The 23,224-nt window shown below is 66.0% G+C and carries 23 protein-coding genes; 11 read left to right on the plus strand and 12 right to left on the minus strand.

Features of this window, described 5'->3' with window-relative positions:
* Positions 1-143: 143 nt before the first annotated feature.
* From EAH75_RS06900 to EAH75_RS06920, 5 genes are all read left to right on the plus strand, one after another.
* Positions 144-1,046: a hydroxymethylglutaryl-CoA lyase gene (locus tag EAH75_RS06900; protein ID WP_140650165.1), complete on the plus strand. Its 903-nt coding sequence runs from the start codon at positions 144-146 to the stop codon at positions 1,044-1,046.
* Positions 1,047-1,107: 61 nt separating this feature from the next.
* Complete coding sequence (locus EAH75_RS06905) at positions 1,108-2,427, plus strand: metal-dependent hydrolase family protein (RefSeq protein WP_140650163.1); 1,320 nt, start codon at positions 1,108-1,110, stop codon at positions 2,425-2,427.
* Positions 2,424-2,912, plus strand: a complete 489-nt coding sequence (locus EAH75_RS06910; protein ID WP_140650161.1) for a GNAT family N-acetyltransferase — start codon at positions 2,424-2,426, stop codon at positions 2,910-2,912. The genes EAH75_RS06905 and EAH75_RS06910 overlap by 4 nt, the downstream gene beginning before the upstream one ends.
* A 7-nt stretch (positions 2,913-2,919) precedes the next feature.
* Positions 2,920-3,522, plus strand: a complete 603-nt coding sequence (locus EAH75_RS06915; protein WP_140650159.1) for a YdeI/OmpD-associated family protein — start codon at positions 2,920-2,922, stop codon at positions 3,520-3,522.
* The gene (locus tag EAH75_RS06920) at positions 3,519-4,103 is read left to right on the plus strand and encodes a GNAT family N-acetyltransferase (protein ID WP_240046175.1); all 585 of its coding nucleotides are present in this window, start codon (positions 3,519-3,521) and stop codon (positions 4,101-4,103) included. The genes EAH75_RS06915 and EAH75_RS06920 overlap by 4 nt, the downstream gene beginning before the upstream one ends.
* A 78-nt stretch (positions 4,104-4,181) precedes the next feature.
* Here EAH75_RS06920 and EAH75_RS06925 read toward each other — a convergent pair whose 3' ends face one another.
* Together EAH75_RS06925 and EAH75_RS06930 are read right to left on the minus strand one after the other, a co-directional pair.
* Entirely contained in the window at positions 4,182-4,628 is a 447-nt protein-coding gene (locus tag EAH75_RS06925; RefSeq protein WP_140650155.1) for an RcnB family protein, read from the minus strand.
* Positions 4,629-4,805: 177 nt separating this feature from the next.
* Positions 4,806-5,315, minus strand: coding sequence for an RcnB family protein (locus tag EAH75_RS06930; RefSeq protein ID WP_140804894.1), 510 nt, complete (start codon positions 5,313-5,315; stop codon positions 4,806-4,808).
* 209 nt (positions 5,316-5,524) lie between these two features.
* Here EAH75_RS06930 and EAH75_RS06935 point away from each other — a divergent pair, with 209 nt between their 5' ends.
* The 6 genes from EAH75_RS06935 (at position 5,525) to kynU (ending at position 12,112) form a co-directional block, all read left to right on the plus strand.
* On the plus strand, positions 5,525-6,292 hold the full coding sequence (locus EAH75_RS06935; protein WP_140650153.1) for an SDR family NAD(P)-dependent oxidoreductase: 768 nt from the start codon (positions 5,525-5,527) through the stop codon (positions 6,290-6,292).
* A gap of 39 nt (positions 6,293-6,331) precedes the next feature.
* Complete coding sequence (gene efpL / locus EAH75_RS06940; RefSeq protein ID WP_140650150.1) at positions 6,332-6,895, plus strand: elongation factor P-like protein EfpL; 564 nt, start codon at positions 6,332-6,334, stop codon at positions 6,893-6,895.
* Between the two features lie 183 nt (positions 6,896-7,078).
* Complete coding sequence (locus EAH75_RS06945; protein WP_140804896.1) at positions 7,079-9,178, plus strand: FUSC family protein; 2,100 nt, start codon at positions 7,079-7,081, stop codon at positions 9,176-9,178.
* Positions 9,179-9,242: 64 nt separating this feature from the next.
* Complete coding sequence (locus EAH75_RS06950) at positions 9,243-10,277, plus strand: amidohydrolase family protein (protein WP_140650145.1); 1,035 nt, start codon at positions 9,243-9,245, stop codon at positions 10,275-10,277.
* Positions 10,274-10,798, plus strand: coding sequence for a hypothetical protein (locus EAH75_RS06955; protein WP_140650143.1), 525 nt, complete (start codon positions 10,274-10,276; stop codon positions 10,796-10,798). The genes EAH75_RS06950 and EAH75_RS06955 overlap by 4 nt, the downstream gene beginning before the upstream one ends.
* A gap of 30 nt (positions 10,799-10,828) precedes the next feature.
* Positions 10,829-12,112 (plus strand): kynureninase, encoded by a 1,284-nt coding sequence (gene kynU, locus EAH75_RS06960; RefSeq protein ID WP_140650140.1) that lies wholly within the window; start codon positions 10,829-10,831, stop codon positions 12,110-12,112.
* Positions 12,113-12,167: 55 nt separating this feature from the next.
* On the opposite strand, the gene EAH75_RS06965 is transcribed toward kynU, so the two are convergent.
* From EAH75_RS06965 to EAH75_RS07010, 10 genes are all read right to left on the minus strand, one after another.
* Positions 12,168-13,574 carry an esterase-like activity of phytase family protein gene (locus EAH75_RS06965; RefSeq protein ID WP_140650137.1) on the minus strand — a complete coding sequence of 469 codons (1,407 nt, stop codon included), beginning with the start codon at positions 13,572-13,574 and terminating at the stop codon, positions 12,168-12,170.
* Positions 13,575-13,766: 192 nt separating this feature from the next.
* Positions 13,767-15,029 carry a glutamate-5-semialdehyde dehydrogenase gene (locus EAH75_RS06970; RefSeq protein WP_140650135.1) on the minus strand — a complete coding sequence of 421 codons (1,263 nt, stop codon included), beginning with the start codon at positions 15,027-15,029 and terminating at the stop codon, positions 13,767-13,769.
* Entirely contained in the window at positions 15,026-16,213 is a 1,188-nt protein-coding gene (gene proB, locus EAH75_RS06975) for a glutamate 5-kinase (protein ID WP_140804898.1), read from the minus strand. The genes EAH75_RS06970 and proB overlap by 4 nt, the downstream gene beginning before the upstream one ends.
* Positions 16,214-16,227: 14 nt before the next feature.
* Entirely contained in the window at positions 16,228-17,523 is a 1,296-nt protein-coding gene (gene argH, locus EAH75_RS06980) for an argininosuccinate lyase (protein ID WP_140804900.1), read from the minus strand.
* A 22-nt stretch (positions 17,524-17,545) separates the two neighbouring features.
* Positions 17,546-18,499 carry an N-acetyl-gamma-glutamyl-phosphate reductase gene (gene argC / locus EAH75_RS06985; protein WP_140650129.1) on the minus strand — a complete coding sequence of 318 codons (954 nt, stop codon included), beginning with the start codon at positions 18,497-18,499 and terminating at the stop codon, positions 17,546-17,548.
* A gap of 3 nt (positions 18,500-18,502) precedes the next feature.
* Positions 18,503-19,768 carry an acetylglutamate kinase gene (locus EAH75_RS06990; RefSeq protein WP_240046174.1) on the minus strand — a complete coding sequence of 422 codons (1,266 nt, stop codon included), beginning with the start codon at positions 19,766-19,768 and terminating at the stop codon, positions 18,503-18,505.
* A 37-nt stretch (positions 19,769-19,805) separates the two neighbouring features.
* Complete coding sequence (locus EAH75_RS06995; protein WP_140650125.1) at positions 19,806-20,906, minus strand: acetylornithine deacetylase; 1,101 nt, start codon at positions 20,904-20,906, stop codon at positions 19,806-19,808.
* Positions 20,903-22,096: an argininosuccinate synthase gene (locus EAH75_RS07000; RefSeq protein ID WP_140650123.1), complete on the minus strand. Its 1,194-nt coding sequence runs from the start codon at positions 22,094-22,096 to the stop codon at positions 20,903-20,905. The genes EAH75_RS06995 and EAH75_RS07000 overlap by 4 nt, the downstream gene beginning before the upstream one ends.
* Before the next feature lie 28 nt (positions 22,097-22,124).
* Positions 22,125-22,598: an OsmC family protein gene (locus EAH75_RS07005; RefSeq protein ID WP_140650121.1), complete on the minus strand. Its 474-nt coding sequence runs from the start codon at positions 22,596-22,598 to the stop codon at positions 22,125-22,127.
* Positions 22,595-23,218, minus strand: a complete 624-nt coding sequence (locus EAH75_RS07010) for an FMN-binding negative transcriptional regulator (RefSeq protein ID WP_140650119.1) — start codon at positions 23,216-23,218, stop codon at positions 22,595-22,597. Before EAH75_RS07010 ends, EAH75_RS07005 begins: the two co-directional genes overlap by 4 nt.
* Positions 23,219-23,224: the final 6 nt, after the last annotated feature.

Genomic DNA, 23,224 nt, shown 5'->3' on the forward strand with positions numbered 1-23,224 from the left:
CGTGGCTACCTGAGGGAGTCCCCTTGCGGGCGAGAGGGGTTGGGGTGAGGGTTCGGCCAGCGCGACACATTCGGGCAAGACCGAACCCTCATCCGCCCCTTCGGGGCACCTTCTCCCGGCCTCATGTTCTTCGGAGCTTCTTCATGACCCCATCCAACCACGTCCGCATCGTCGAAGTCGGCGCCCGCGACGGCCTGCAGAACGAGAAGACCCTGCTGCCAGCCGAGGTGAAGATCGCGCTGATCGACCGGCTGTCCTCGACCGGCCTGCAAACTATCGAGGCCACCAGCTTCGTCAGCCCGAAATGGGTGCCGCAGCTGGCCGACGCGGCCGAGGTGTTCCGCGGTATCCGCAAGGTACCGGGCGTGAGCTATCCAGTACTCGTGCCCAACCTGCAAGGTTATGCGCGGGCGCGTGAAGTCGGCGCCGGCGAGATCGCAATCTTCACCGCAGCGTCCGAAGCATTCAACCGCAAGAACATCAACGCCTCGATCGACGAGTCGATCGAGCGCTTCCTTCCCGTGATGGAACAAGCCCGGGCTGACGGCGTGCAGGTGCGCGGCTATGTCTCCACCGTGCTCGGCTGCCCCTATCAGGGCGAGGTGCCGATCAGCGATGTGGTGCGCGTGGCGCGTCGCATGCACGAACTCGGTTGCCACGAAATCTCGCTGGGCGACACCATCGGCGTCGGCACCCCGGCGAAAGCGCGCGCGATGCTGCACGCGGTGGCGCAGGAAGTGCCGATGGCGGCGCTGGCCGTACATTTTCACGACACCTACGGTCAGGCGCTGGCCAATATCCTGGCCTGCCTCGAAGAAGGCGTGCGCGTGGTCGACAGCTCGGTCTCCGGCACCGGCGGCTGCCCGTACGCGAAGGGCGCTACTGGCAATGTAGCCAGCGAGGACGTGGTCTACATGCTGCACGGCATGGGCATCAACACCGGGATCGACCTGGACCTGCTGGTCGCTACTGGCGCCTGGCTGGCCGCGCAGCTGCACAAGGACACGGCCAGCCGGGTCACCCGCGCCCGCACGGCCATGACCTGAGTCACTCGCGAAATCCCGACCCCGCTCGCTATCATCGGTTTTCGGCCGACGGGATGAAGCGATGCGCACGAGCCTGATGATCTGGTGGCGGACGGCGACTGCCCTGCTGGTCCTGTTGTGCAGCCTTTCCGCGAGCGCTGCCACGGCGAAGGGCGACTGGCTGTTGCTGCCCGATCGCGTGTGGACCGGCGATGGCGATGCCGCGCATAGCGGCTGGGCCGTGCTGGTGCACGACGGTTCCATCGCTGCGGTGGGCCCGATCGCCTCCGTCACCGTACCCGCCGGAGTCCGGCGCGTGGAACTGCCCGGCGCCACGCTCATCCCTGGCCTGATCGATCTGCACTCGCACCTGTTCCTGCATCCGTACAACGAGACGCTGTGGAACGACCAGGTGCTGACCGAGCCGCAGGATTACCGCACGCTGGAGGCCGCCGCCCATGCGAAAGCCACCTTGCTGGCCGGCTTCACCAGCTTGCGTGACCTCGGCACCGAAGGCGCCGGCTATGCCGATGTATCGGTGAAGCGCGCGATCGACGAAGGGCTGATCCCCGGCCCGCGACTGTTCGTGGCGACCCGCGCGATCGTCGCCACCGCCAGCTACGGGCCTGGCCCGCGCGGATTCCGTCCCGACCTCGATCTGCCCGGTGGCGCGCAGGAAATCAGCGGCGTCGATGCCGCGATGGCCGCGGTGCGCGAACAGGCGGCACGCGGCGCCGACTGGATCAAGATCTATGGCGACTATCGCGTCGGCCCCGGCGGTACCACCGTGCCCACCTTCACGCCCGCGGAGCTGAAAGCGCTGGTCGACACCGCGCATCAACTCGGCCGTCCGGTGGCCGTACATGCGGCCAGCGACGCCGGCGTGCGCATGGCGGTAGAAGCCGGCGTGGACAGCGTGGAGCACGGCTACGGCGCCAGCGAAACCACCTTCAAGTTGCTCAAGCAACACGGTACGGCTTACGAACCGACGCTGACCGCGGTCGAATCCACCGCCGAATATTTCGAACATTACGTACCGGGCAAGAGTGCGCCGACCGAACGCATGCGCGAAGCCGAGCAGGCTTTCCGCACCGCGTTGAAGCTCGGCGTGACGATCGGCAACGGCAGCGATGTCGGCGTGTTCCGGCACGGCGACAACTGGCGCGAGCCGGCCGCGATGGTGGCCTATGGCATGACGCCCGTACAGGCGCTGCATGCCGCCACCGACGTGGCGGCGAAGATTCTGCGCCAGTCGCCACGTCTCGGCCGCATCGCTCCCGGCATGGACGCTGACCTCGCCGCGTTCAGTGGCGACCCCAGCACGCAGATCGACGCTCTGCAGCATCCGGTCTTCGTGATGAAGGACGGCATCTCCTATCGCACTCCCGAAGCAAATCCATGAACGACACATTCCATATCCGTCCGATCGAACCGTGCGACAACACAGCGATGGCCGCGATCATCCGCAGCGTGATGCCCGAGTTCGGCGCCGACGGCCCCGGTTTCGCGATCCACGATGCCGAAGTCGACACCATGTACGAGGCGTATGCGCAGCCACGATCCAGCTACTTCGTGGTCGAGCGCGACGGCATGGTGATCGGTGGTGGCGGCGTCGCACCGCTGGAGAACGCCGAAGCGGACGTGTGCGAACTGCGCAAGATGTATTTCCTGCCGCAGGCGCGCGGCATCGGTGCCGGCTCCGCGATGATGCAGCGTTGCCTCGACGCAGCGCGTACGCTTGGCTTCGCCCGTTGCTATCTGGAAACCCTGACCGGCATGGATGCGGCCCAGGCGCTGTACAAGCGCAGCGGCTTCACTGCGCTGTGCGCACCGATGGGCGGCACCGGACATTTCAGCTGCGACCGCTTCTTCATCCGCGACCTGTGAGCAAGCCATGAGCCGCCACGATCCACGCGTCGACGCCTATATCGCCAAATCGGCCGAGTTCGCCCTGCCGATCCTCGAACACCTGCGCGCCGTGGTGCACGCCACCTGTCCGAGTGTCGAGGAAAGCCTGAAATGGAGCATGCCGTTCTTCAGCTACAACGGCGCACCGATGTGCATGATGGCCGCGTTCAAACAGCACTGTGGCTTCGGCTTCTGGCTGTCCAGACAAGTCGTCGGCAGCACGGCTGAGGACGGCATGGGCCAGTTCGGCAAACTCACTACGCTGAAGGATCTGCCGTCCCAAAAAGAACTCGCTGCGCACATCAAGAAAGCGATGACGTTGAACGAAGCCGGCGTGAAGCTGGCGCGCCCGAAAGCCTCAACCAAGCCAGCACCGACCTTGCCGGACGATCTGGCTGCCCTGCTCGCACAGAAAAAGCATGCGGCCGCGCGCAAGACCTACACGAGCTTCAGCCCCAGCGCGCAACGCGAATACGTCGACTGGATCGGCGAGGCGAAGACTGACGCCACCCGCCAGAAGCGCATCGCCACCACGCTGGAATGGCTGGCCGAAGGCAAACCGCGCAACTGGAAATACCTGACGTGCTGAAACCCACTATCCGCATCGCCCGCGACGAAGACGCCGCCGCCATTCATGCAATCTACGCACCCTCGATCACCGACGGTGTAGCCACGTTCGAGACCGAGCTGCCCGGCGTGGCGGCGATGCGAGAGCGTATTCGCACCCGCCTGCGGCATTACCCATGGCTGGTGTGGGAAGAAGATGGTGACGTGCTGGCCTATGCCTATGCCGGGCGTTTCCGCGAACGCGCCGCCTACGACTGGATTGCCGAAACCTCGATCTATGTACGCGGCGACGCACATCGTCGCGGCATCGCACGTCGGCTCTACGGCGTACTGCTGGACACGATGCGATTGCAGGGCATCAACCAGGCCGTCGGTGTGATCACTCTACCCGGCACGATCAGCGTGGCTATGCACGAAGCGATGGGTTTCAGCGCCGCTGGCGTGTGGCGCCAGTGCGGCTACAAGCTCGGGCAATGGTGGGACGTCGGCGTATGGCAGAAGGAATTGCAGCCTGCGGCATCTCCGCCGCAACCGATAACAGCTTTCCCGAAAATGATCGAGTCAATTGCGCTGCAGCGCTTGCTGTGCGCTCAGCCGGGTTGACCCCCGAAAAGGACAGGCCCGCCATTGGCGGGCCTGTCGTCAGCACTTACCGTACCGGCGAGCTCGCACGTTCGCGCATCAATGATTCGCAAGGATGCTCGCGATGATGCCGGTAGTGATCGCGACCAGCAGGAAGTCCCCGTTGTCGCTGCGCACATAACGATAGCCGCGCGGCGGCTGGCGCAAATGATGGCTGCGCCAGTCGGTCACGACATAGGAGCCGCCACGGTACTCTCTCGGCACATAGCCGCCCCGCTTGTACCAGCCTTCATGACGACCGCGGTCGTACATGCCGCGATAGTTCCGGGCATGGCCGCGATTACCGCGATTCTGGTCGTGATTCCCCCGGTCCTGATACTGACCGCGATTACCCCGGTTCCGACCGTGATTGCCCTGATCCTTACCCTGGTCCTGATGCTGCTGCTGGTCGCGATAATCCTGAGCCGACGGTTGCGCCACCGCGGAGGCAACGGAAAACATCAACAATGCGCCACAGACCACCCACATACGCCGTTGCTTGTGCATGACTCTTCACCTCAGGGATGGACGAGAGCCGGACAGCAGCTCTTGCCGGGATGCGTTCGGAGAATTCCGAAGGGTTGGCGATCTCGAAAGATCGCCAACCCTGCAAGCACTATCTGTGTTGAGAAGCCTCGCGCACGTGAATATTTCCGTGAAGCGATTTCACATCGGGTTCCGGCATCAGTGCGAAAGCAGGATGTCGGCGATGATGCCGCTGGCGATCGCCACCAGCAGGAACTGGCCATCGTCACCACGCACGTAGCGATAGCCATATGGCGGCTGGCGCAGGTGATAGACCTGCCAGTCATCGACTACGTAGCGACGGTCGCGGTATTCGGCCGGAATGTACCCGCCACGCTTGTACCAGCCCTCGTGCCGGCCACGGTCGTGCCTCACGTAATAGCCGCGATGGTCGTCACGGTCGTAGCGAACCTGGCGATCCCGGTCATGACCACGGTCGCCGCGATCATTCCAGTCACGGTCACGGTCATGGCCATTGTCGCCGCGACCATGCCTGTCCTGGTCGCCGTGCCTGCCATGGTTGCCGTTGCCGTTGCCGTTGCCATGATCACCATGCCAGCTCTGATCATCCTGCTGGCCGCGATCGTCATGCTTCGGCGCCGGGCTGGCCGCCGCCGCAGTGGCGGCACACAGCAGGCCGCCGGCAAGCAGAATCAGGTACTTTTTCATGACGTGTCTCCCTGGAAAGGTTGGGAACGCTGGCCGTGCTGCCAATCAACATGGCTCCCGTTGCTGAAGCCTATCAAGCCTTCCTGAACGGCGCCGGTCAAACGATCCGCCAGGCTGAACGCCACCTTGCGCCTGCAGATCGGCAGCCTGGATCACAGCGGACGGGCGGCTCCGCTACTATGTGCGTTTTTCGGCATCCGGATACCGTCATGCAGTTGAATCAGGTCAAGGCGATCATCACCGGCGGCGCCTCCGGTCTCGGCCACGCGGTAGCACAGCATTTCGTCGCGCACGGCGGCAAGGTCGCGCTGTTCGACGTCAACGACGAGAAAGGTCACGCCGCCGCGAAGGAGCTGGGCGACGCGGCGCGTTTCTTCCGCACCGATGTCACCTCCGAAGACGGCGTGAGCACCAACGTGGCCGCCGCACGCGATGCGATGGGTGGCCTCAACGTACTGATCAACTGCGCCGGCATCCTCGGCGCTGGCCGCGTGCTGGGCAAGGAGGGCCCGATGCCGCTGGCCAACTTTGCCAGCACCGTGATGGTGAACCTGGTCGGCAGCTTCAACGTGGCCAAGGCCGTCGCCGCACTGATGCAAAACAACGAGGCGGGCGAGGACGGCGAGCGCGGCGTGATCATCAACACCGCTTCGGTCGCCGCCTACGAAGGCCAGATCGGCCAGGCTGCGTATTCCGCGTCCAAGGGCGGTGTGGTCGGCATGACCCTGCCGATGGCGCGCGAGCTGGCGCGTTTCGGCATCCGCGTGGCAACCATTGCGCCGGGCATTTTCTGGACGCCGATGGTCGATGGCATGTCGGAAGCCGTGCAGCAGTCACTCAGCGCCTCGATCCCGTTCCCGGCGCGCCTCGGTCAGCCGAACGAATACGCCAGCACGGTCGCCTTCATCCTCGGCAACCGCTACATCAACGGCGAGACCATCCGCCTCGATGGCGCGGTGCGGTTGCAGCCGAAGTAATCTCCCAGTTTCCAACCCCACTCCATACGAATCCATCGCATGAAAGCTTCCGACGTCAAGAAAGGCAACGTGGTCGAGCACGACGGCACCGTCTACCAGGTGCGTGACATCGAGCGCAGCTCGCCCAGCGCGCGTGGCGGCAACGTCACCTTCCGCTTCACGCTGTATTCGATCCCCGGCGGGCGCAAGTTCGACCTGAGCCTGCGCGCCGACGATGAGTTGCGCGAAATGGATCTGGTGCGCCGCGCAGCGAATTTCTCGTACATGGACGATGGCGCGTTCGTGTTCATGGACGCCGAGGATTACACCCAGTACCTGCTCTCGCCCGAACTGGTCGGCGACAACGCCGGCTACATCGTGGAAGGCATCGAGGGTTACTACGTGCAGGTGATCGACGATGCACCGGTCGGCCTGCAGGTGCCGACCAGCGTGATCCTGACCGTGATCGATACCGCGCCGGAAATGAAAGGCTCCAGCGCCACCAAGCGCAACAAGCCGGCCAAGCTCAACACCGGCATCGAGGTGCAGGTGCCCGAGTACATCAGCAACGACGAGAAGGTGTGGGTGAACACGCTCACCGGCGAGTTTGCCGGTCGAGCCTGACTCATTGCGCCGTCGACATGAAGAACGGTGTTCGCTGATGCGGCACCGTTTTTTTGTGGGAGCGGCTTCAGTCGCGATCGTTCTTGCGCATGGCGCAGAAAACATCGCGACTGAAGTCGCTCGCACATGGATTCAGCCCGCATAGTGCAGAATCAGCGCTCCCGCGATGCCAGCGAAACTTCGATGCCCTCCAACGGTTATTCGCTACGCGCGCATGCGATCGAAAGCCTGACCGTCATCAAACGGCCGGATGTGCCGTTGCGCGTGGTGTTGCGCAATACCGCTGCGGTGGTGCTGCCGCTGGGCATCGGCATGGCGATGGGACACTCGCAGATCGGCCTTGGCGTAGCAGCCGGTGCGCTGGATACCATGTTCTCCGATCAGCCTGGACCCTACCGTCAGCGCATGCGGCAACTGGTGCTGGCGTCGCTGGCCGCGGGGCTGGCGTCGCTGGTGGGGTTTCTGATCGGCGGCGAACTGTTGCCGATACTGATCGCCACCGCCGCATGCGGATTTTTTGGTGGCTTGCTGGTGGTGTTCGGCGTCGACACCGCGCGAGTCGGCATGACCAGCATGATCCTGCTCGTGATTACCGCATCGACGCCCACGTCGTTTGGCGCAGCACTCGGCGGCGCGACACTGATTTTCGCCGGCGGGCTGCTGCTTACCGTGTTCTCGCTGGCGGCATGGCCGCTGCAGCGCTACTGGCCCGAGCGCCAGGCGCTGGCCAGTGTCTATGCCGGACTGGCCGAGCTGGCCAGGCAGCAGGCGCACGACGATGCCGACGTACCCGCGCTGACCGAGGCGATGACCACGCTGCAGCACACACTGCTGGGGCGGCATCGCGCCCATGGCCGCGCGATGGAGGCGTTCGGCGTGTTGCTGGAGCTGGCCGAACGGATCCGGCTGGAACTCACCGCAATGGGCGAACTGCACGCCGATCCGACCACCCATGCCATGTTCCGCGATGATGCCGCACGCGTGCTCGCCGCAATCGCCGACGCGCTGGAACAGGGCGAATCGCCCGAGCAGGCCAGCCATGCACTGCAGACCCTGCGCGCCAGCGAGCAGGCGTTGTTCGAAGGCAGTAGCGATACCGGCGGAATGCCGGCACATATCCATGCCTTGTCCGGCCAGCTTGCCGCGGCCGTGCGCAATGCCGACTGGGCCGGCAGTCGCGGCGAACTGCGTGCCAGCGCGGCGGAAACCCGGCTGCCCCAGAGCCTGCGCAGCAGCGCCACCTGGGCCACGCTGCGCGCCAGCCTCACCCCGCGCTCGGTGGCGTTCCGCCACGCCGTACGCATGGCGGTCTGCCTCAGTGCCGCACTGTGGATCTCGCGCATGCTGCAGTTGCCGCATGGCTACTGGCTGCCGATGACGGCGGCCATCGTGCTGCGGCCGGACTTTGCCGCCACCTTCAATTTCGGCTTGCAGCGTGTGCTCGGCACCGTGCTCGGTCTTGTACTCACCACGGTACTGCTGCACATCACGCCGGACGAACCGTGGGCGCACCTGGCGCTGATGGCGGTGCTGTGCATGGCGTTCCGTTACCTGGCCACCGCGCACTACGGCATCGCGGTGGCGGCGCTGACCGGCACGGTGGTGATCCTGCTTTCGTTCGAGGGCGTCAATCCCGGCCTGGCGGTATCGGACCGGGTGATCAACACTGCGCTCGGCTGCGGCATGGCGCTGCTTGCCTACGTGGCGTGGCCAACCTGGGAGCGCGGTCGCGCACGCGCAGCGCTGGCGGTGATGCTCGATGCATATGCCAGCTACCTGCGCTCACTGGCGCGGTCCGATCAGCGCAATGCCCATCGCGACGCGCGCACCGCCGCGCGCACCGCGCGCATCAACGCGCAAGCGTCGATCGACCGCATGCGAACCGAGCCGGCCACCCCACCGGAACTGCTGGCACTGGCGCGCGCGCTGTTTGCCAACAGCAATCGGCTGGCACGCACCGCGATGACCCTGGAAGCTGTGATCGACGATGTCGCCACCCTGCCCGCGCAAGCCGACATCAGCCGCTTCGCCGAACACGCCGCGGACGCCCTGCAGAAGATCGCCGCCGCCCTGCGCGAGCAACATCCCATCGATGCCTTGCCCGACCTGCGCAGCCTGCAACGCACGCTGGTTGCCCTGATGCAGGATGCCCCCGACCGTGCCGCCGGCGAGCTGCTGGCGCGGATCAGCGACCGGCTGGTCGACAACATCAACGCCCTGGCCTATGTGATGCACCGCAGTCAGCCGGAAGTGGCAGCCACCGCGGCGCAACCTCCGGCGTAGACCCGCAGCGGCCAGCGTGCAACCGCAGCGCGACGCCGTGGCGCGGAGGTTTTACACTGCACGGATGCTCAAGATCGATACCCACGCGCACATCCTGCCCCGTGACTGGCCAAACCTGGCGGCCAAGTACGGCGACGATCGCTTTCCGGTGATGACGCATACCGATGGCCGTCACCGCATCTACAAGGACAGCCGGTTCTTTCGCGAGGTGTGGGACTCGGCCTTCGATCCGCAGACCCGCATCGACGACTACGCCCGCTTCGGCGTCGGCGTGCAGGTGATCTCCACCGTGCCGGTACTGTTCTCGTACTGGGCATCGGGGTATCAGGCGCTGGAGCTGCATCGTCATCTGAACGACCACATGGCCGGCCTGTGCCGTGACTACCCGCGCCACTACGCCGGCATCGGCACGGTGCCGCTGCAGGCACCCGACCTGGCGATCCGCGAACTGGAACGCTGCATCGACGAACTGGGCCTGCAGGGCGTGCAGATCGGTTCGCACTGCGGCGACTGGAACCTGGATGCGCCGGAGCTGTTCCCATTCTTTGAAGCCGCCGCCGATCTCGGCGCCGCGGTGCTGGTGCACCCGTGGGACATGATGGGCGCGGACAGCATGCCGAAATACTGGATGCCATGGCTGGTCGGCATGCCGGCTGAGCAATCGCGCGCCGCGTGCTGCCTCGCCTTCGGCGGCGTGCTGGAGCGGCTGCCGAAACTGCGCGTGATGCTGGCCCACGGCGGCGGCAGTTTCCCGTCGTCGATCGGTCGCATCGAGCACGGTTTCAAGATGCGCCCGGACCTGGTCGCCACCGACAACCCGCGCAACCCGCGCGAGTACCTCAAGCGTTTCTATTTCGACTCCTGCGTGCACGACGACCAGGCGCTGCGATATCTGCTGGATGTGACGGGCGTCGAGCAGGTGATGCTCGGCACCGACTATCCTTTCCCGCTGGGGGAGCAGGAGCCCGGCAGCGGCATCGAGGCACTGGGCCTGAACGATACCGATCGCGCCCGGCTGTTCCACGGCACCGCGCTGGAATGGCTTGGCCTGCCCCGCCATCGCTTCGTCCCCGACTCCATCTCCAAGGAATCAGCATGAGTTTCCTGCGCAACGCCACCTCTCTCGTCATCGCCCTTGCCGCCACCGTGCTGTTGGCCGGCGGCGTCCACGCCACCGAAGTCAGCATGGCCGATGGCAGCGTCAACTTCAGCACGCCGGACAACTGGCTCGGCATCATGGAAACCCAGGGCGATCCCGAAGCGAAGGTGTTTCAGGTGCCCGACCCCTCGCCCACCGGCAAGAACAGCCTCGCCCGCGTCACCGTGACGGTGAAACTGGTGAACGACGTCAACAGCTTCAATCAATACAAGAGCGAGGCCACCGCGAAGGCGATGGCGTTGCCCGGCTACAAGGTGGCCGCATTGCCGCCGGGGCCGAACAGCAACATCTACATCGCGCAGGAGAACGCCACCGAGTTCAGCTACACCGAACACTACTGGTTCAAGAACGGCCACGCGATCCAGTTGCGCTGCGTGCGTCCCAGTCAGACCCAGGCCGGCGCCGCGTGGAAGGCCGAATTCGACAAGGGCTGCGAAGCAATTGCAGCGCAATTGAAATAAGCCCGGCTGCCACTCCGAAGAGCTCGCCCGATGTCCCCACGCTTTGAAGCCAACCTCGACTGGGCCTGTGCCCAGGACGCTGCCGATCCGCTGCGCGCGTTCCGCGACGAGTTCCTGATCCCGCCGCATGAAGGGCGCGACAGTGTGTACTTCTGCGGCAACTCGCTCGGCCTGCAGCCGCGCGCGGTGCGCGAAGCGGTCAACGCGGAACTCGACTACTGGGGCGAGCTGGGCGTGGAAGGCCATTTCAAGGGCCGCCTGCCGTGGATGGATTACCACGAGTTCGTGCGCGACGACCTCGCCGCGATCGTGGGCGCGCTGCCCAGCGAAGTGGTGGCGATGAATACGCTCGGCGTGAACCTGCACCTGATGATGGTGAGCTTCTACCGCCCAACGAAAGAGCGCCCGGCGATCCTGATCGAGGCCGGCGCATTTCCCACCGATCGCTACGCGGTGGAATCGCAGATCCGTTTCCACGGCCTCGATCCGGCCACCGCGCTGATCGAACTGGAAGCCGACGAGCCGAACGGGCTGATCTCCACCGCCGCGATCGAGCGCGCGCTGACCGAACACGGCGCACGCATTGCCCTGGTGATGCTGCCCGGCGTGCAATACCGCAACGGCCAGGCCTTCGATCTCAAGGCGATCACCGAATTGGCGCACCGGCACGGCTGCGTCGTCGGCTTCGATCTCGCCCACGCCGTTGGCAACCTGCCGTTGCAACTGCACGACAGCGACGCCGACTTCGCGATCTGGTGCAGCTACAAATACCTCAACAGCGGCCCCGGCGCCGTCGGTGGTGCATTCGTGCACGAGCGCCATGCCAAGGCTGTGCTGCCTCGCTTCGCGGGCTGGTGGGGCCACGACAAGACCACCCGCTTCCAGATGGGGCCCGAGTTCGTGCCCACGCCCGGTGCCGATGGCTGGCAGTTGTCCAACCCGCCGATCCTGGCGCTGGTGCCGCTGCGTGTTTCGCTGGAAATTTTCCGCCGTGCCGGCATGCCGCGATTGCGTGCGAAGTCGCTGCAACTCACCGGTTACCTGGAGTGGCTGGTGCAGACCCAGTTGGCGGATGTCCTGGAAGTGGTCACGCCGAGCCAGCCGGGCCGCCGCGGTGCACAACTGTCCATCCGCGTGATCGGCGGCCGCGAGCGTGGCCGCGCGCTGTTCGAGTACCTGATGGAGCACGGCATCATCGGCGACTGGCGCGAACCCGACGTGATCCGCATCTCGCCGGCGCCGCTGTACAACCGGTTTGCGGATTGCCTTGCGTTCGCCGAGGCCGTGCGGGACTGGGCCGGCGAAGGCCAATAAACCGGGCCGACCGGGAGCACGACGAGGCTCCCGGCAGGGCAGGTCTTCCTCCTACTCAGTGACCGTGGCAGCGCAAATGCTCGAAGCGCTGCGGCTGGTAGCCGGGCAGGTCCTGCGCGTCGAAGGCGAACACGTAGAAGCGGTTCGGGTTCTCTGCGCCCTGCGGGTGCAGGTCGTCGGTGACGGTGGGCAGGAAGTCGTTGTCGGTACCGAGGAACAGCGTGTGCCGATGCTTGCCGTCCTGCTCGATGTCCGGGCCGAACGCCACGCCTTCCAGCTTGGCCGGCACGTCCGCCGGCGCGATGCCGTGCTCGCCGAGCATGGCGACCACGTCGAGGAAGTCGGCCTTGGGCACCGCGGCGGGAACCAGTTCGGCTTCGCCTTGCAGCTGGCTGACGTCCTGCGCATCGCCCAGATCGATCAGGAACAGGTGCTTGAAGGCGGCCTCCGAACCGTCGCCGAAGCCGTTGCCGTCGCGCTCGTCGACCAGCAGCTGGTGATCGTTGACCGCCACGATCTCGCTGATCGTGCCGTACTTGGGCTTGCTCGCCTTGCCGATATTGGTGAGGGCGTACGCGTACTGCGAGACCTTGCGCGTGCGCAGGTCGATCTTCACGATGCGGGTGACGCTGCCATTCTTGCCGCCGTCCTGCAGCAGCGGGCTCTGCATCGCGCCGTAGAGGGTGTGGCCGTCCGGCGTGATCGCCAAGCCTTCCATGCCCTTGTTGGCGAGGCGGCCGACGGTGTTCAGCGCAATCTCGTCGTCGCCCACCGGCGCCACCTTCGGCACGTAGAACATGGCGGGCAGCGGGTAGGCCGCCGTGCGCTGGCCGGACTTGCGGTCGAACGCATACACGTAGGGGCCGTATTCGTCGGAGATGTACACGGTATCGCCGTCGGCGCTGACGCGGATGCTTTCCGGATCCAGCCGCGCATCGAGCGGCCAGCCCGAGTTCATCGATGGCACCGCGTTGTCCGAACGGCCGGTGAAGTAGTGACGGAACGGATGATCCAGGCGTGGGCGGCCATCCGGCAGATCGACGCTGCGACCGTCGCCGTAATACAGGTAGGAGCGGTCCGACAGCAAGGTGGTATCGCGCAACCGCGGGGTCAGCGAGAACGGCAGCGCGCTGCCGGCCGGGTTCGGCGCCAATTGCATCTGCAGGGTATGGAAACGGTCGATGTAGGACGCGGTGTCGTCGACCCAGCGGTTGTACGGCGTGGCGTTGGGGCCGCGGTCGGGCAGCGCCAGAAAGGTGTCGCAGCCGGCGTAGGCCAGGCCCGAACCGATACCGCCAAGCAGGTTGCCCGGCACGCCGTTCTCCAGCGCCGCAGCCGCCTGCGGCGAGCGGTCGCGCAGATGACCGTCGATCTGGCCCGTGGCCACGAGATCCACGCTGGCCTGGGCATTGCCGGCCGCGACCAGCGCGGCCAACACCGTCAAACAGAGCTTCGACTTCATCACGACATCTCCGGGTGGGTGGATAGCCCCACATCCTGCGCAGCCGGTGTTGCCGGGGTATGACGTTGACGATGCCAGGCACGGCTCTTTCGACTCTGCCGCCCATAAAAAAAGCGCCCGCGACGGCGCTTTCATGACGATGATGGAGCTCGGGCGACGGCGCAGCCACCCCCGTCCTTTATCGACGAGGGTTCAGACCCGACTCTGCGGATGCCGCACCTGCCCTTCCCCGCGCACCACGAAGCGCTCCACCGTGAGCGCCTCGGCGCCCATAGGACCGTACGCATGCAGGCGCGTGGTGGAGATGCCGATTTCGGCGCCCAGGCCCAGCTCGCCACCGTCGCTGAAGCGTGAGGACGCGTTGATCATCACTACGGCCGACCGAATCGCCTGCACGAAGCGTTGCGCGGCGGATTCGTCGGCGGTGGCGATGACTTCGGTGTGGTCGGAGCCGTAGCGGCGGATGTGGGCGATGGCGTCGTCGAGATTGTCGACTACGCGCACGGCGAGGATCAGGTCGAGGAATTCGGCGGCGTAGTCGTCATCGCTGGTGGCCTGCATGTCGGGTATCAGCGTGCGGCTGCGTTCGTCGCCGCGCAGTTCGACACCCCGCTCGCGCAATGCCTGTGCCGCCTGCGGCAGGAACGCTTCGGCGACGTCGCGATGCACCAGCAGTGTCTCCAGCGCGTTGCACACGCCGGGGCGCGAGGTCTTGCCGTCGATCAGCAGATTCAGCGCCAGGTCGAGGTCGGCGGCGCGGTCCACGTACAGGTGGCAGACGCCCTTGTAGTGCTTGATCACCGGCACGCGCGCGTGTTCGGCGACGAAACGAATCAGGCCTTCGCCGCCACGCGGAATCGCCAGGTCGACGATGTCGCTCAGCTGCAGCAGCTCGACCATCGTCTCGCGGCGCAGATCTTCGACCAGGGACAGCGCGGCAACCGGCACACCGTGTGCTTGCAATGCCGATTTCAAGGCGGCGGCGATCGCCGTGTTGGAATGGATTGCCTCGGACCCGCCGCGCAGGATTACGCCGTTGCCGGCCATCAGGCACAGCGCGGCCGCATCGGCGGTGACGTTCGGACGCGCCTCGTAGATCATCGCGATCACCCCAAGCGGAATGCGCACGCGTTCGACCGACAAACCGTTGGGCCGGGTCTCGCGGCGTGTCACCACCCCCACCGGATCGGCCAGCTCGGCCACCTCGCGCAGCGCGTTCGCGATGCTGACCACACGAGCTTCATCCAGCCGCAGGCGATCGAGCATGGCTCCCTGCATGCCCTTCGCCTCGGCGTCCGCCATGTCGCGCGTATTTGCATCCAGCACCGCAGCGGTCTGCGCTTCCAGCGCCGCCGCCATGTCGCGCAACAGCGCACGCTTGGCCGTGCTGTCGAGCGCGGCGACGACCTGCGCGGCGTCACGGCAAGCTAGCGCCTGTTCGCGAATGGTGTTCATGCGGTGGTCTCCTTGCCGGGCATGACGTGCTCGCCCACGGTGACGAGATCGTCGCGATGCACCACTTCGGCACCATAGCTGTAGCCGAGCACACCGTCGATCTCGCGGCTGTGACGACCGGCCAGTCGGCGCACCTCGGCGGCACCGTATTGGCTGAGACCGCGCGCGACGGGTCGCCCATCGGCATCGACAATCTCGACCAGATCGCCGCGATGGAACTCGCCATCCACACCGAGCACGCCGCCTGGCAGCAGCGAGACACGGCCACCGGCCAATGCGCTTGCGGCACCGGCGTCGACGCGGATACGCCCCGGCGCAGCCGGCGCGTGCCGCAGCCAGTACTTGCGCGCCTGCATACGGCTGGACGCGGCGGCGATCAGAGTGCCGTGCAGGCGACCGTGCTGCAGCGCCTGCACAGTCGCGGCGTCGCGGCCGCTGAACAACGCGGTGGGAGTGCCTGCCGCCGCAGCCTTGGTCGCCGCCTCCAGTTTGGTACGCATGCCGCCGGTGCCACCCGCACTGCCGCTGCCGCCGGCCATGGCAAGGATCTGGGGCGTCAGCGCGGCAACGTGGCCGATCGGTGTGGCCGCCGGATCGCGGCGCGGGTCGGCGCTGTACAGCGCATCGACATCGGACGCGATCAGCAGCAGGTCCGCATCGACCAGCGCGGCGACGATGGCGGCGAGATTGTCGTTGTCGCCGAGCTTCAGTTCGTCCACCGCCACGGTGTCGTTTTCGTTCACCACCGGCAGCACATCCAGCGTCAGCAGCTCGCGCAGGGTGGCGCGAGCGTTGAGGTAGCGGCGACGGTTGCGCAGGTCGTCATGGGTGAGCAGCACCTGCGCCACCGGCCGCGCGGACAGCGACTGCCACAACGCGATCATCGGCGCCTGGCCCAGCGCGGCCAACGCCTGTCGCGCTGCGAGACCGCTGCCGTCCGCCGCATGCTGACGCAACAACGCGCGCCCCGCCGCCACCGCGCCGGAGGACACCAGCACGACCTGACGCCCATCGGCCTGGCTGGCGGCGATGAACCCGGCCAGTGCGTCGGCGTAGCGCAGCGTGAGACCACCGCCGTCGGCGGCGAGCAGGTTGCTGCCGACTTTCAGCACGGCTCGGCGCCATCGCGGCAACGCCTGCTCGGGCAGGCCAGCGTGTGCATTTTCCGGGATGATCGCCGCCATGCCGATGGCTCCGCTCAGTCATCGAGCGCGCGCAGGCGCCCGCGCAATTCGTCCAGCCGCAGATCGTGCCCAGCGCCTGGCGACACCCGCGCAGCGAGGCTGCATTCCGGTGTGCGCCCCTGCCCCGCAGATGCAGCGGTTTCCGCCGCCGCGCGATAGGCGTCGCGGAACGGCACGCCGGCGGCAGCCTGCTCGATCGCCACGTCGGTGGCGTACATCGCCGGCTCGATCGCGGCGCGCATGGCGCGCTCATTCCACTCCATCCGTGCCAGCAGGTCCGGCACCAGTTCCAGTGCAGCCAAGCCATGGCGACAACCATGGAACAGCGAACCCTTGGAAAACTGCAGGTCACGCTGATAGCCCGACGGCAGCGACAGCAACTGCTCGATCTCGGTACGCGCCGCGGCGACGCTGGCATAGCTGGCGCGCAGCAGCTCGACCACGTCGGGGTTGCGCTTGTTCGGCATGATCGAGCTGCCGGTGGTGTACTCGCCCGGCAGCTTCACGAAGTTGAATTCGGCCGTGGTGAACAGCGACAGATCCCACGCCAGCCGGCGCAAGTCGAGCAGCGCGCTGGCGATCGCTTCCAGCACCGCCATCTCGAACTTGCCGCGCGAAAGCTGCGCGTAGACCGGCGAGATCTGCATGCGTGCGAAACCGAGTACCTGCGTGGTGTGCTCGCGATCCAGCTTGAGGTTGACGCCGTAGCCGGCAGCCGTGCCGAGCGGATTCGCATCGATCCACGTTGACGTCTGCTGCGCGCGCAGCGCGTTGTCGATGAAACCCTCGGCAAACCCGGCAAACCACATCGCGGTGGACGACACCACGGCGCGCTGCAGGTGGGTGTAGCCGGGCAACGGCACGGCTGGCTGCGCCGCGCGATCCAGACAGACCTGCGCGATGGCGCGGCAATGCGCCTGCAGCGTGGCCAGCTGCTCCTTCAGCCACAGCCGTGTGGCGACCAGGATCTGGTCATTGCGGCTGCGCCCGGTGTGCACGCGGCGGCCGGCATCGCCGAGCCGTTCGGTGAGCCGTGCCTCGATCGCCGAATGGCCGTCCTCGTAGCGATCGTCGAGCACGAACGCGCCGCTGCGAAAGTCCCCGGCCAGCGCATCCAGTTCACGCTTCAGCGCCATCGCCTCGTCGGCACTGACCACGCCGATGTGAGCCAACCCCTCGACATGCGCCTTGCTGGCGGTGATGTCGTGCAGGAAGAATTCGCGATCCAGCAGCACGTCGTCGCCGGCGAGGAACTGCATGATCTTCGCGTCGATCTGCACGCCGGATTTTTGCCAGAGCGGCTGGGTCATGGTGATGTCCTGGATGGGTCGTTCACAACGGAATGGCGGTGTATTCGTCCACACCGATGGCACGGTTGATGTTCTGCATGGCCTGAGTCGCTGCGCCCTTCAGCAGGTTGTCCAGCGTCGCCACGATCACCACGCGCTTGCCATCCGCGGAAAGCGTGAAGCCGCCGATCTCGGCGTGGTGCCGATGGGCGATGCGGCTGACCCATGGTGCTTCGTCGGTCACGCGGACCAGCTTCTCGCCGTCGTACGCCGAGTGAAAGCGCTGCAGCACATCCTCACGCTTCAGCGGGCGGCTGAGATAAAGGTTGGTGGTGACGGTGAGCCCGCGAAAATGCGGTGCCACGTGCGGCATGAATTCCACCGGCACGCCGAGCCGGAACGAGGCTTCCTTCTCGTGCATGTGCCCGGTGAGCGCATACGGCATCAGGTTGTCGCGCAGCTTGTCCGGATCATTCTTGTCCGACGGCGTGGTGCCTGCGCCGGAATAGCCCGACACGCCGAAGCACACCGGCGGCGCCGCCAGCAGATCCTTCAACGGCGCGATCGACAGCTGCATCGCCGTGGCGTAGCAGCCCGGGTTGCTGATGCGCCGCTGGCCACGCCATTGCTCGCGCATCAGCTCAGGCAAGCCGTAATACCAGGCCGGATCGAAACGGTAGTCGGCGGAGAGGTCAAGGATCAGCGGGTCGACACCGGCACCATCGAATGCCGCCACGCAGGCGGCGGCCTTGCCATTGGGCAACGCCAGGATCACCACGTCCGCACCGAGCTTGGGCAGATCCTCGTGGGCCGGCGCGCTGTAACGCAGCTCACCGCGATACTCCGGCACGTGTGCGTCAACGCGCTGACCATCCAGCTCACGCGACGACACGAAGCTCAACGTCAACGCCGGATGCGCTGCGATCAGACGAATCAACTCCGTGCCGGTATGCCCGCGCGCACCGACGATGCCGATACTTTTGCTGTTCGTGTCCATGGTTCAATCCGTCAGTGTCGGTTGCCGTTGTGCGCAGTGCGCCACGCAGCGGGCGATGGTGTCGAGGTCGTCGATGCCGTACCAGAACACCTTCCAGTGCGGCTGCTTGATGCAACCGTCCGATTCGGCGTAATAGAAGGGATTGACCGGGTTGCCGTGCCGCGAACGCCAGAACAGTTGCGGGGTCTCCTCGCGCATCACCTGCCACACCGCGCGTCCCAGGCCTTCGCCCTGGGCATCGTCGAGCACGGCGAACTTGTCGAGATAGGGAAGGCCGTCTTCTTCGGTGAGGATCATCGCGGCGCGATAGTTTTCGCTCACGTAGATGCGCAACGGCCGGGTGCGTTCGAAATAATCCGGCACCAGCGTGCGGCCGAAGCTCGACTCGATCAGCTCACGCATGCGTGCGCCATCCACGCCGTCCCACGAATCGAAGCGCAGCACCTTCTCGCCGCGCCGAACCAGGGTGCCCGAACCCTTGTGGGTGAACAGCTCCTTGGCCAATTCGGACGGCCGGGTGATCGACACCGACGAGGTCAACGGCAGGTCAGCCAGCAGGTCGGCGATCTGCTCGATCTTCAACCGCATGCCACCGTTGATCCACGGCTGCGCCATCAGGTGCTCGAACTCGGTGCTGAGGTTGATCGAATCGATCAGCTTGCCCTGTTCGTCGAGCAGGCCGCCGGTGCCGGTGAGGAAGACAATCTTGTACGGCTGCAGCACGCGCACCAGTTCGTTCGCGGCGAAATCGGCGTTGATGTTGAGGATCTGTCCTTCGTCGGTCTCACCGAGGCTGGCGATCACCGGGATCGAGTTCGCGCGCAGGCTGGCCTCGATCGGCGCCAGGTTGATGCTGTCGACCCTGCCGACCATGCCGTAGACATCGCGATCCAGGTAGCTGGCCATGAACACGCCGGTCGCCACCGAGGTGGCGCGGGTGTCCATCGACTGCAGCGCCTCGACCAGCTTCAGGTTCTGCTGCTGGAACACGCGGCGCACGATGCCCAGCGCCTTCGGCGAAGTCACGCGCAGGCCGCCCACGGTCTGCTTCTCGATGCCGGCGGCAGCCAGCTCCTCGTCCAGCTGCGGACCGGCACCATGCAGCACGATCGGGGTCAGCCCCACCTGCTGCAGGAAGGTCAGCGACGAGGCGAGATCAGGCAGCTCGTCGCGCAACACCGCACCGCCCACCTTCACCACCGCGAAACGCTTGGCGTCGATCTCCGAGAAACGCTTGAGGTACTGCTGGATTTCCTTCGCGCTACCCATGCTCGAAAGCAGGCGCACGATGGTCTTGCGGGTGTGCTTATGCGTTTCCACGTTCGACGATCCGGTAGATGGTTTCTGCGTACTGCTGCAATTGATCGAGCGCGACCCATTCGTCGGCACTGTGCGCCTGCGCGATGTCGCCGGGGCCGTAGACGAAGGCGGTGTAGCCGGCGTCGGAGAACAGCGCGGCCTCGGTCCAGAAATCCACCGCGTTGCCGACCGGGATGCCCAGCTCGTCGGCAAGGTCGCGCGCGACCAGCCGGTTCGCCTCGGCGTTGGCGGTATCGCCGGCCGGCAGCGAGACGCCGCGGAAGGTTTCGCTGAACTCCGCGGGTTGCGGCTCCACCAGCGTGCGGAACTGTTTCAACAACTGGTCCGGATCCATCGTTGGCAGCGAACGGAAGCCGAAGCGCACGTCCGCCGTGGGCGCGATCATGTTCGCCTTGATGCCACCCTCGATGCGGCCGATGTTGAAGCGCAAACCAGTGAGTCCGCCGAAGCGTTCGTGCGACTGTGCCGCCACGAAATCCAGTGCTGCCGAACCCCAGCGCACGGCCTGGTGCAGCGCACTGTCGCTGGGCTTCTGCTCGCCCGATGCATGCCCGGCGTGGCCGGCGAAGCGCATCAGCACCGACTGGATACCGCGATGCGCCAGCACCGCCTCGCCCTTGGTGGGTTCGGCAACGATCACCGCTTCGTAGGCATGCGGTTCGCGCAGGAAGCCGGCGATGCAGCGTGCATCGTTCGCCTCCTCGTCGGTGGAAAACAGCAGCGCGAGATCGCCATCGCTGGCATTCGCCGCCGCCAGCAGCGCCGCCGCCGCGCCCTTGATGTCACACGCGCCGAGACCGATCGCCCGATCGGCGGTGATCCGCAGCGTATGCGGGTCGGCCGTCCATGCCGGCGAATCCGGCACGGTGTCCAGGTGCACGTTGAACAGGTACTTCGGCTCGCCGCGCACCGCGCACAAGGCCACCGCGCCGGCGCCGAAATCGGTCACCGTCACCGTGAAGCCGGGCAACTGCGCGCGCAGGTAGTCGAAGATGCCGCCGGTGTCGATCGCACGCGGCGGGTTGCGCGTGTCGAAACCGACCAGCGCCTCCAGGTGTTTCAACGTGGCATCGAGCAGTGCGCTCATCCGCGATTGACCTCGGCCCACAGCGTGCTGCTCATGCCGAACAGCTTGATGAAGCCCTCGGCCTCCTCCACACCCCAGTCGGCCGACTGCGCGTAGGTGGCACCCTTGGCATTGAGGATGTGTTTCGACTCGACCGCCACGGCGCCGACGCTGCCGCCGTTCGTCTCCAGCGTCACCGTGCCGTTGACGGTGGACTGGCTGGACGCCAGGAACGCCTCCAGGTCGGTCTTCAGCGGATCGTGGAAGAAGCCCTCGTAAACCAGTTCCACCCACTTGCGCGCCACTTCCGGCTTGAAGCGGTTCTGCTGCTTGCTGAGCACGGCCTCTTCCAGCGCACGGTGCGCGGTGAGCAACGCGGTCAGGCCCGGCGCCTCGAAAATGATGCGGCCCTTCAGGCCGATCGTGGTGTCGCCGGTGTAGAGGCCGCGGCCCACGCCGTACTGCGCGAACAGGCCGTTGAGCTTGGCCAGCATGGTGTGCCCGGCGATCTTCTCGCCGTCAAAGGTCACCGCTTCGCCGTTGACGAAACCGATCTTCACCTGCAGCGGTTTGGACGGCCATTCGGCGCGCGGCTTGCACCAGCCCACGGCGCCGGCGCCGGGCGCCTGCCACTTGTCGATCTCGCCGCCGGACATGGTCAGGCCGAGCAGGTTCTCGTTGATGGTGTACGCCTGCTGCTTGGCGCGCACGCCGAAGCCGCGGTCTTCCAGATACTTCTGCTCGTAGGCGCGCGTCTGCGTGTGCTCCTTCTGGATCTCGCGGATCGGCGCCACGATCTGGTAGTCGCCCAGCGCCTTCACCGCCAGGTCGAAACGCACCTGGTCGTTGCCCATGCCGGTGCAACCGTGCGCAAAGACCTTGGTGCCCAGCTCGTTGGCGCGCTTGAGCGCGGCCTCGACGATCAGGTAGCGGTCGGATACCAGCAGCGGATATTGGCCCTGATAGCCCTCGCCCGCCCATACGAACGGCTTGACGAAACCCGACCAGATCGCCGGGCCGCCATCGACGGTGACATGGCTGGCCACGCCAAGCTCCTTCGCGCGGCTCTCGATGAAGGCGCGCTCCTCGGCGTCGACACCGCCGGTATCGGCAAACACGGTATGCACGGCCCAGCCGCGCTCCTGCAGATAAGGCACGCAGAAACTGGTGTCGAGGCCGCCGGAGAAGGCGAGGACGATGTCTTTGCTCATGGCTTGCAGATCCTGGAAAGAAGGGTGGTCAGGCGGATTCGACGACGATGCGCGGCTCGCAGCGCACCGGGAAATTCACGGAATTGGCGATGAAGCAAGCGTGGTGCGCCGCCTCGTGCGTGGCTTCGGCCTTGGCCGGGTCGCTGGCGGCAGTGATCGTCACCGTGGGGCGCAACACCACTTCGACGAAGCGGCCGCCATTGCCCTCGGTGGCCATCGTGCCTTCGGCGGCATCGGCATACGCCGTCACCACCACGCCAGCCACGGTGGCCATGTGCAGGTAGGACAGCATGTGGCAGGTCGACAATGCAGTGACCAGCATGTCCTCGGGATTGTGCTTCGCGGCATCGCCGCGGAAGGTGGGGTCGGAGGAACCGGCGATTGCCGGCTTGCCGTCGATGCGGATCACGTGGTCGCGGCTGTAGTTGCGATAGCCGTCCGTGCCGCTGCCGAGGTTGCCGGTCCACTCCACCTCGACGCGATAGTGATGCTGATGGTTCACGGTTTCGATTCCTCTTGTTGAGTCATCCATGCAGCCAATTCCGCGTCGCCATCGCCGTCGCGCTCACGCAGCCCGACGATCACGCCGGCACGGTTGCGCGCGGGATGGTTCTGGCTCAGCTTGAACTTGCCCTCGATGCGATCGACCGCGACTTCGAGGCCGACGATAGCGCGCAGCGACTTCTCGATGTGGTCGTCCGGCGCATCGCTGATCTTCCACGGCTGCGACTGGCCCGCCTCATGGTGATCGGTCAGGGTTTCCAGCAGACGGCGCAGCCACGCCGCGTCGTCGATCACGCGCAGCCGGCCGTGCACGTGCACCACCGCGTAGTTCCAGGTTGGCACCTCGCGCCCGGTCTCGTGCTTGCTCGGATACCAGTTCGGGCTGATGTAGCCGTCCGGCCCCTGGAACACCAGCAGCACCTCGGCGCCGTCCAGTTGCGCCAGTTCGTTGCCGCGGGCGACATGACCGTGCAGCACCTCGCCGACGAGTTCGAACGGCAGGTGATTGGCCGTCAACCCGTCGGCCGCGTGGGTCACCAGCGTGGCGAACGGATACGCGCGGATCAGCCCGTGCAAGGCCTCGACGCGGGTTTCCACAAAATGCTTCGGCGTATACATGTCCTG

The sequence above is a fragment of the Rhodanobacter glycinis genome, assembly GCF_006438785.1.
GTDB lineage: Bacteria > Pseudomonadota > Gammaproteobacteria > Xanthomonadales > Rhodanobacteraceae > Rhodanobacter > Rhodanobacter glycinis_A.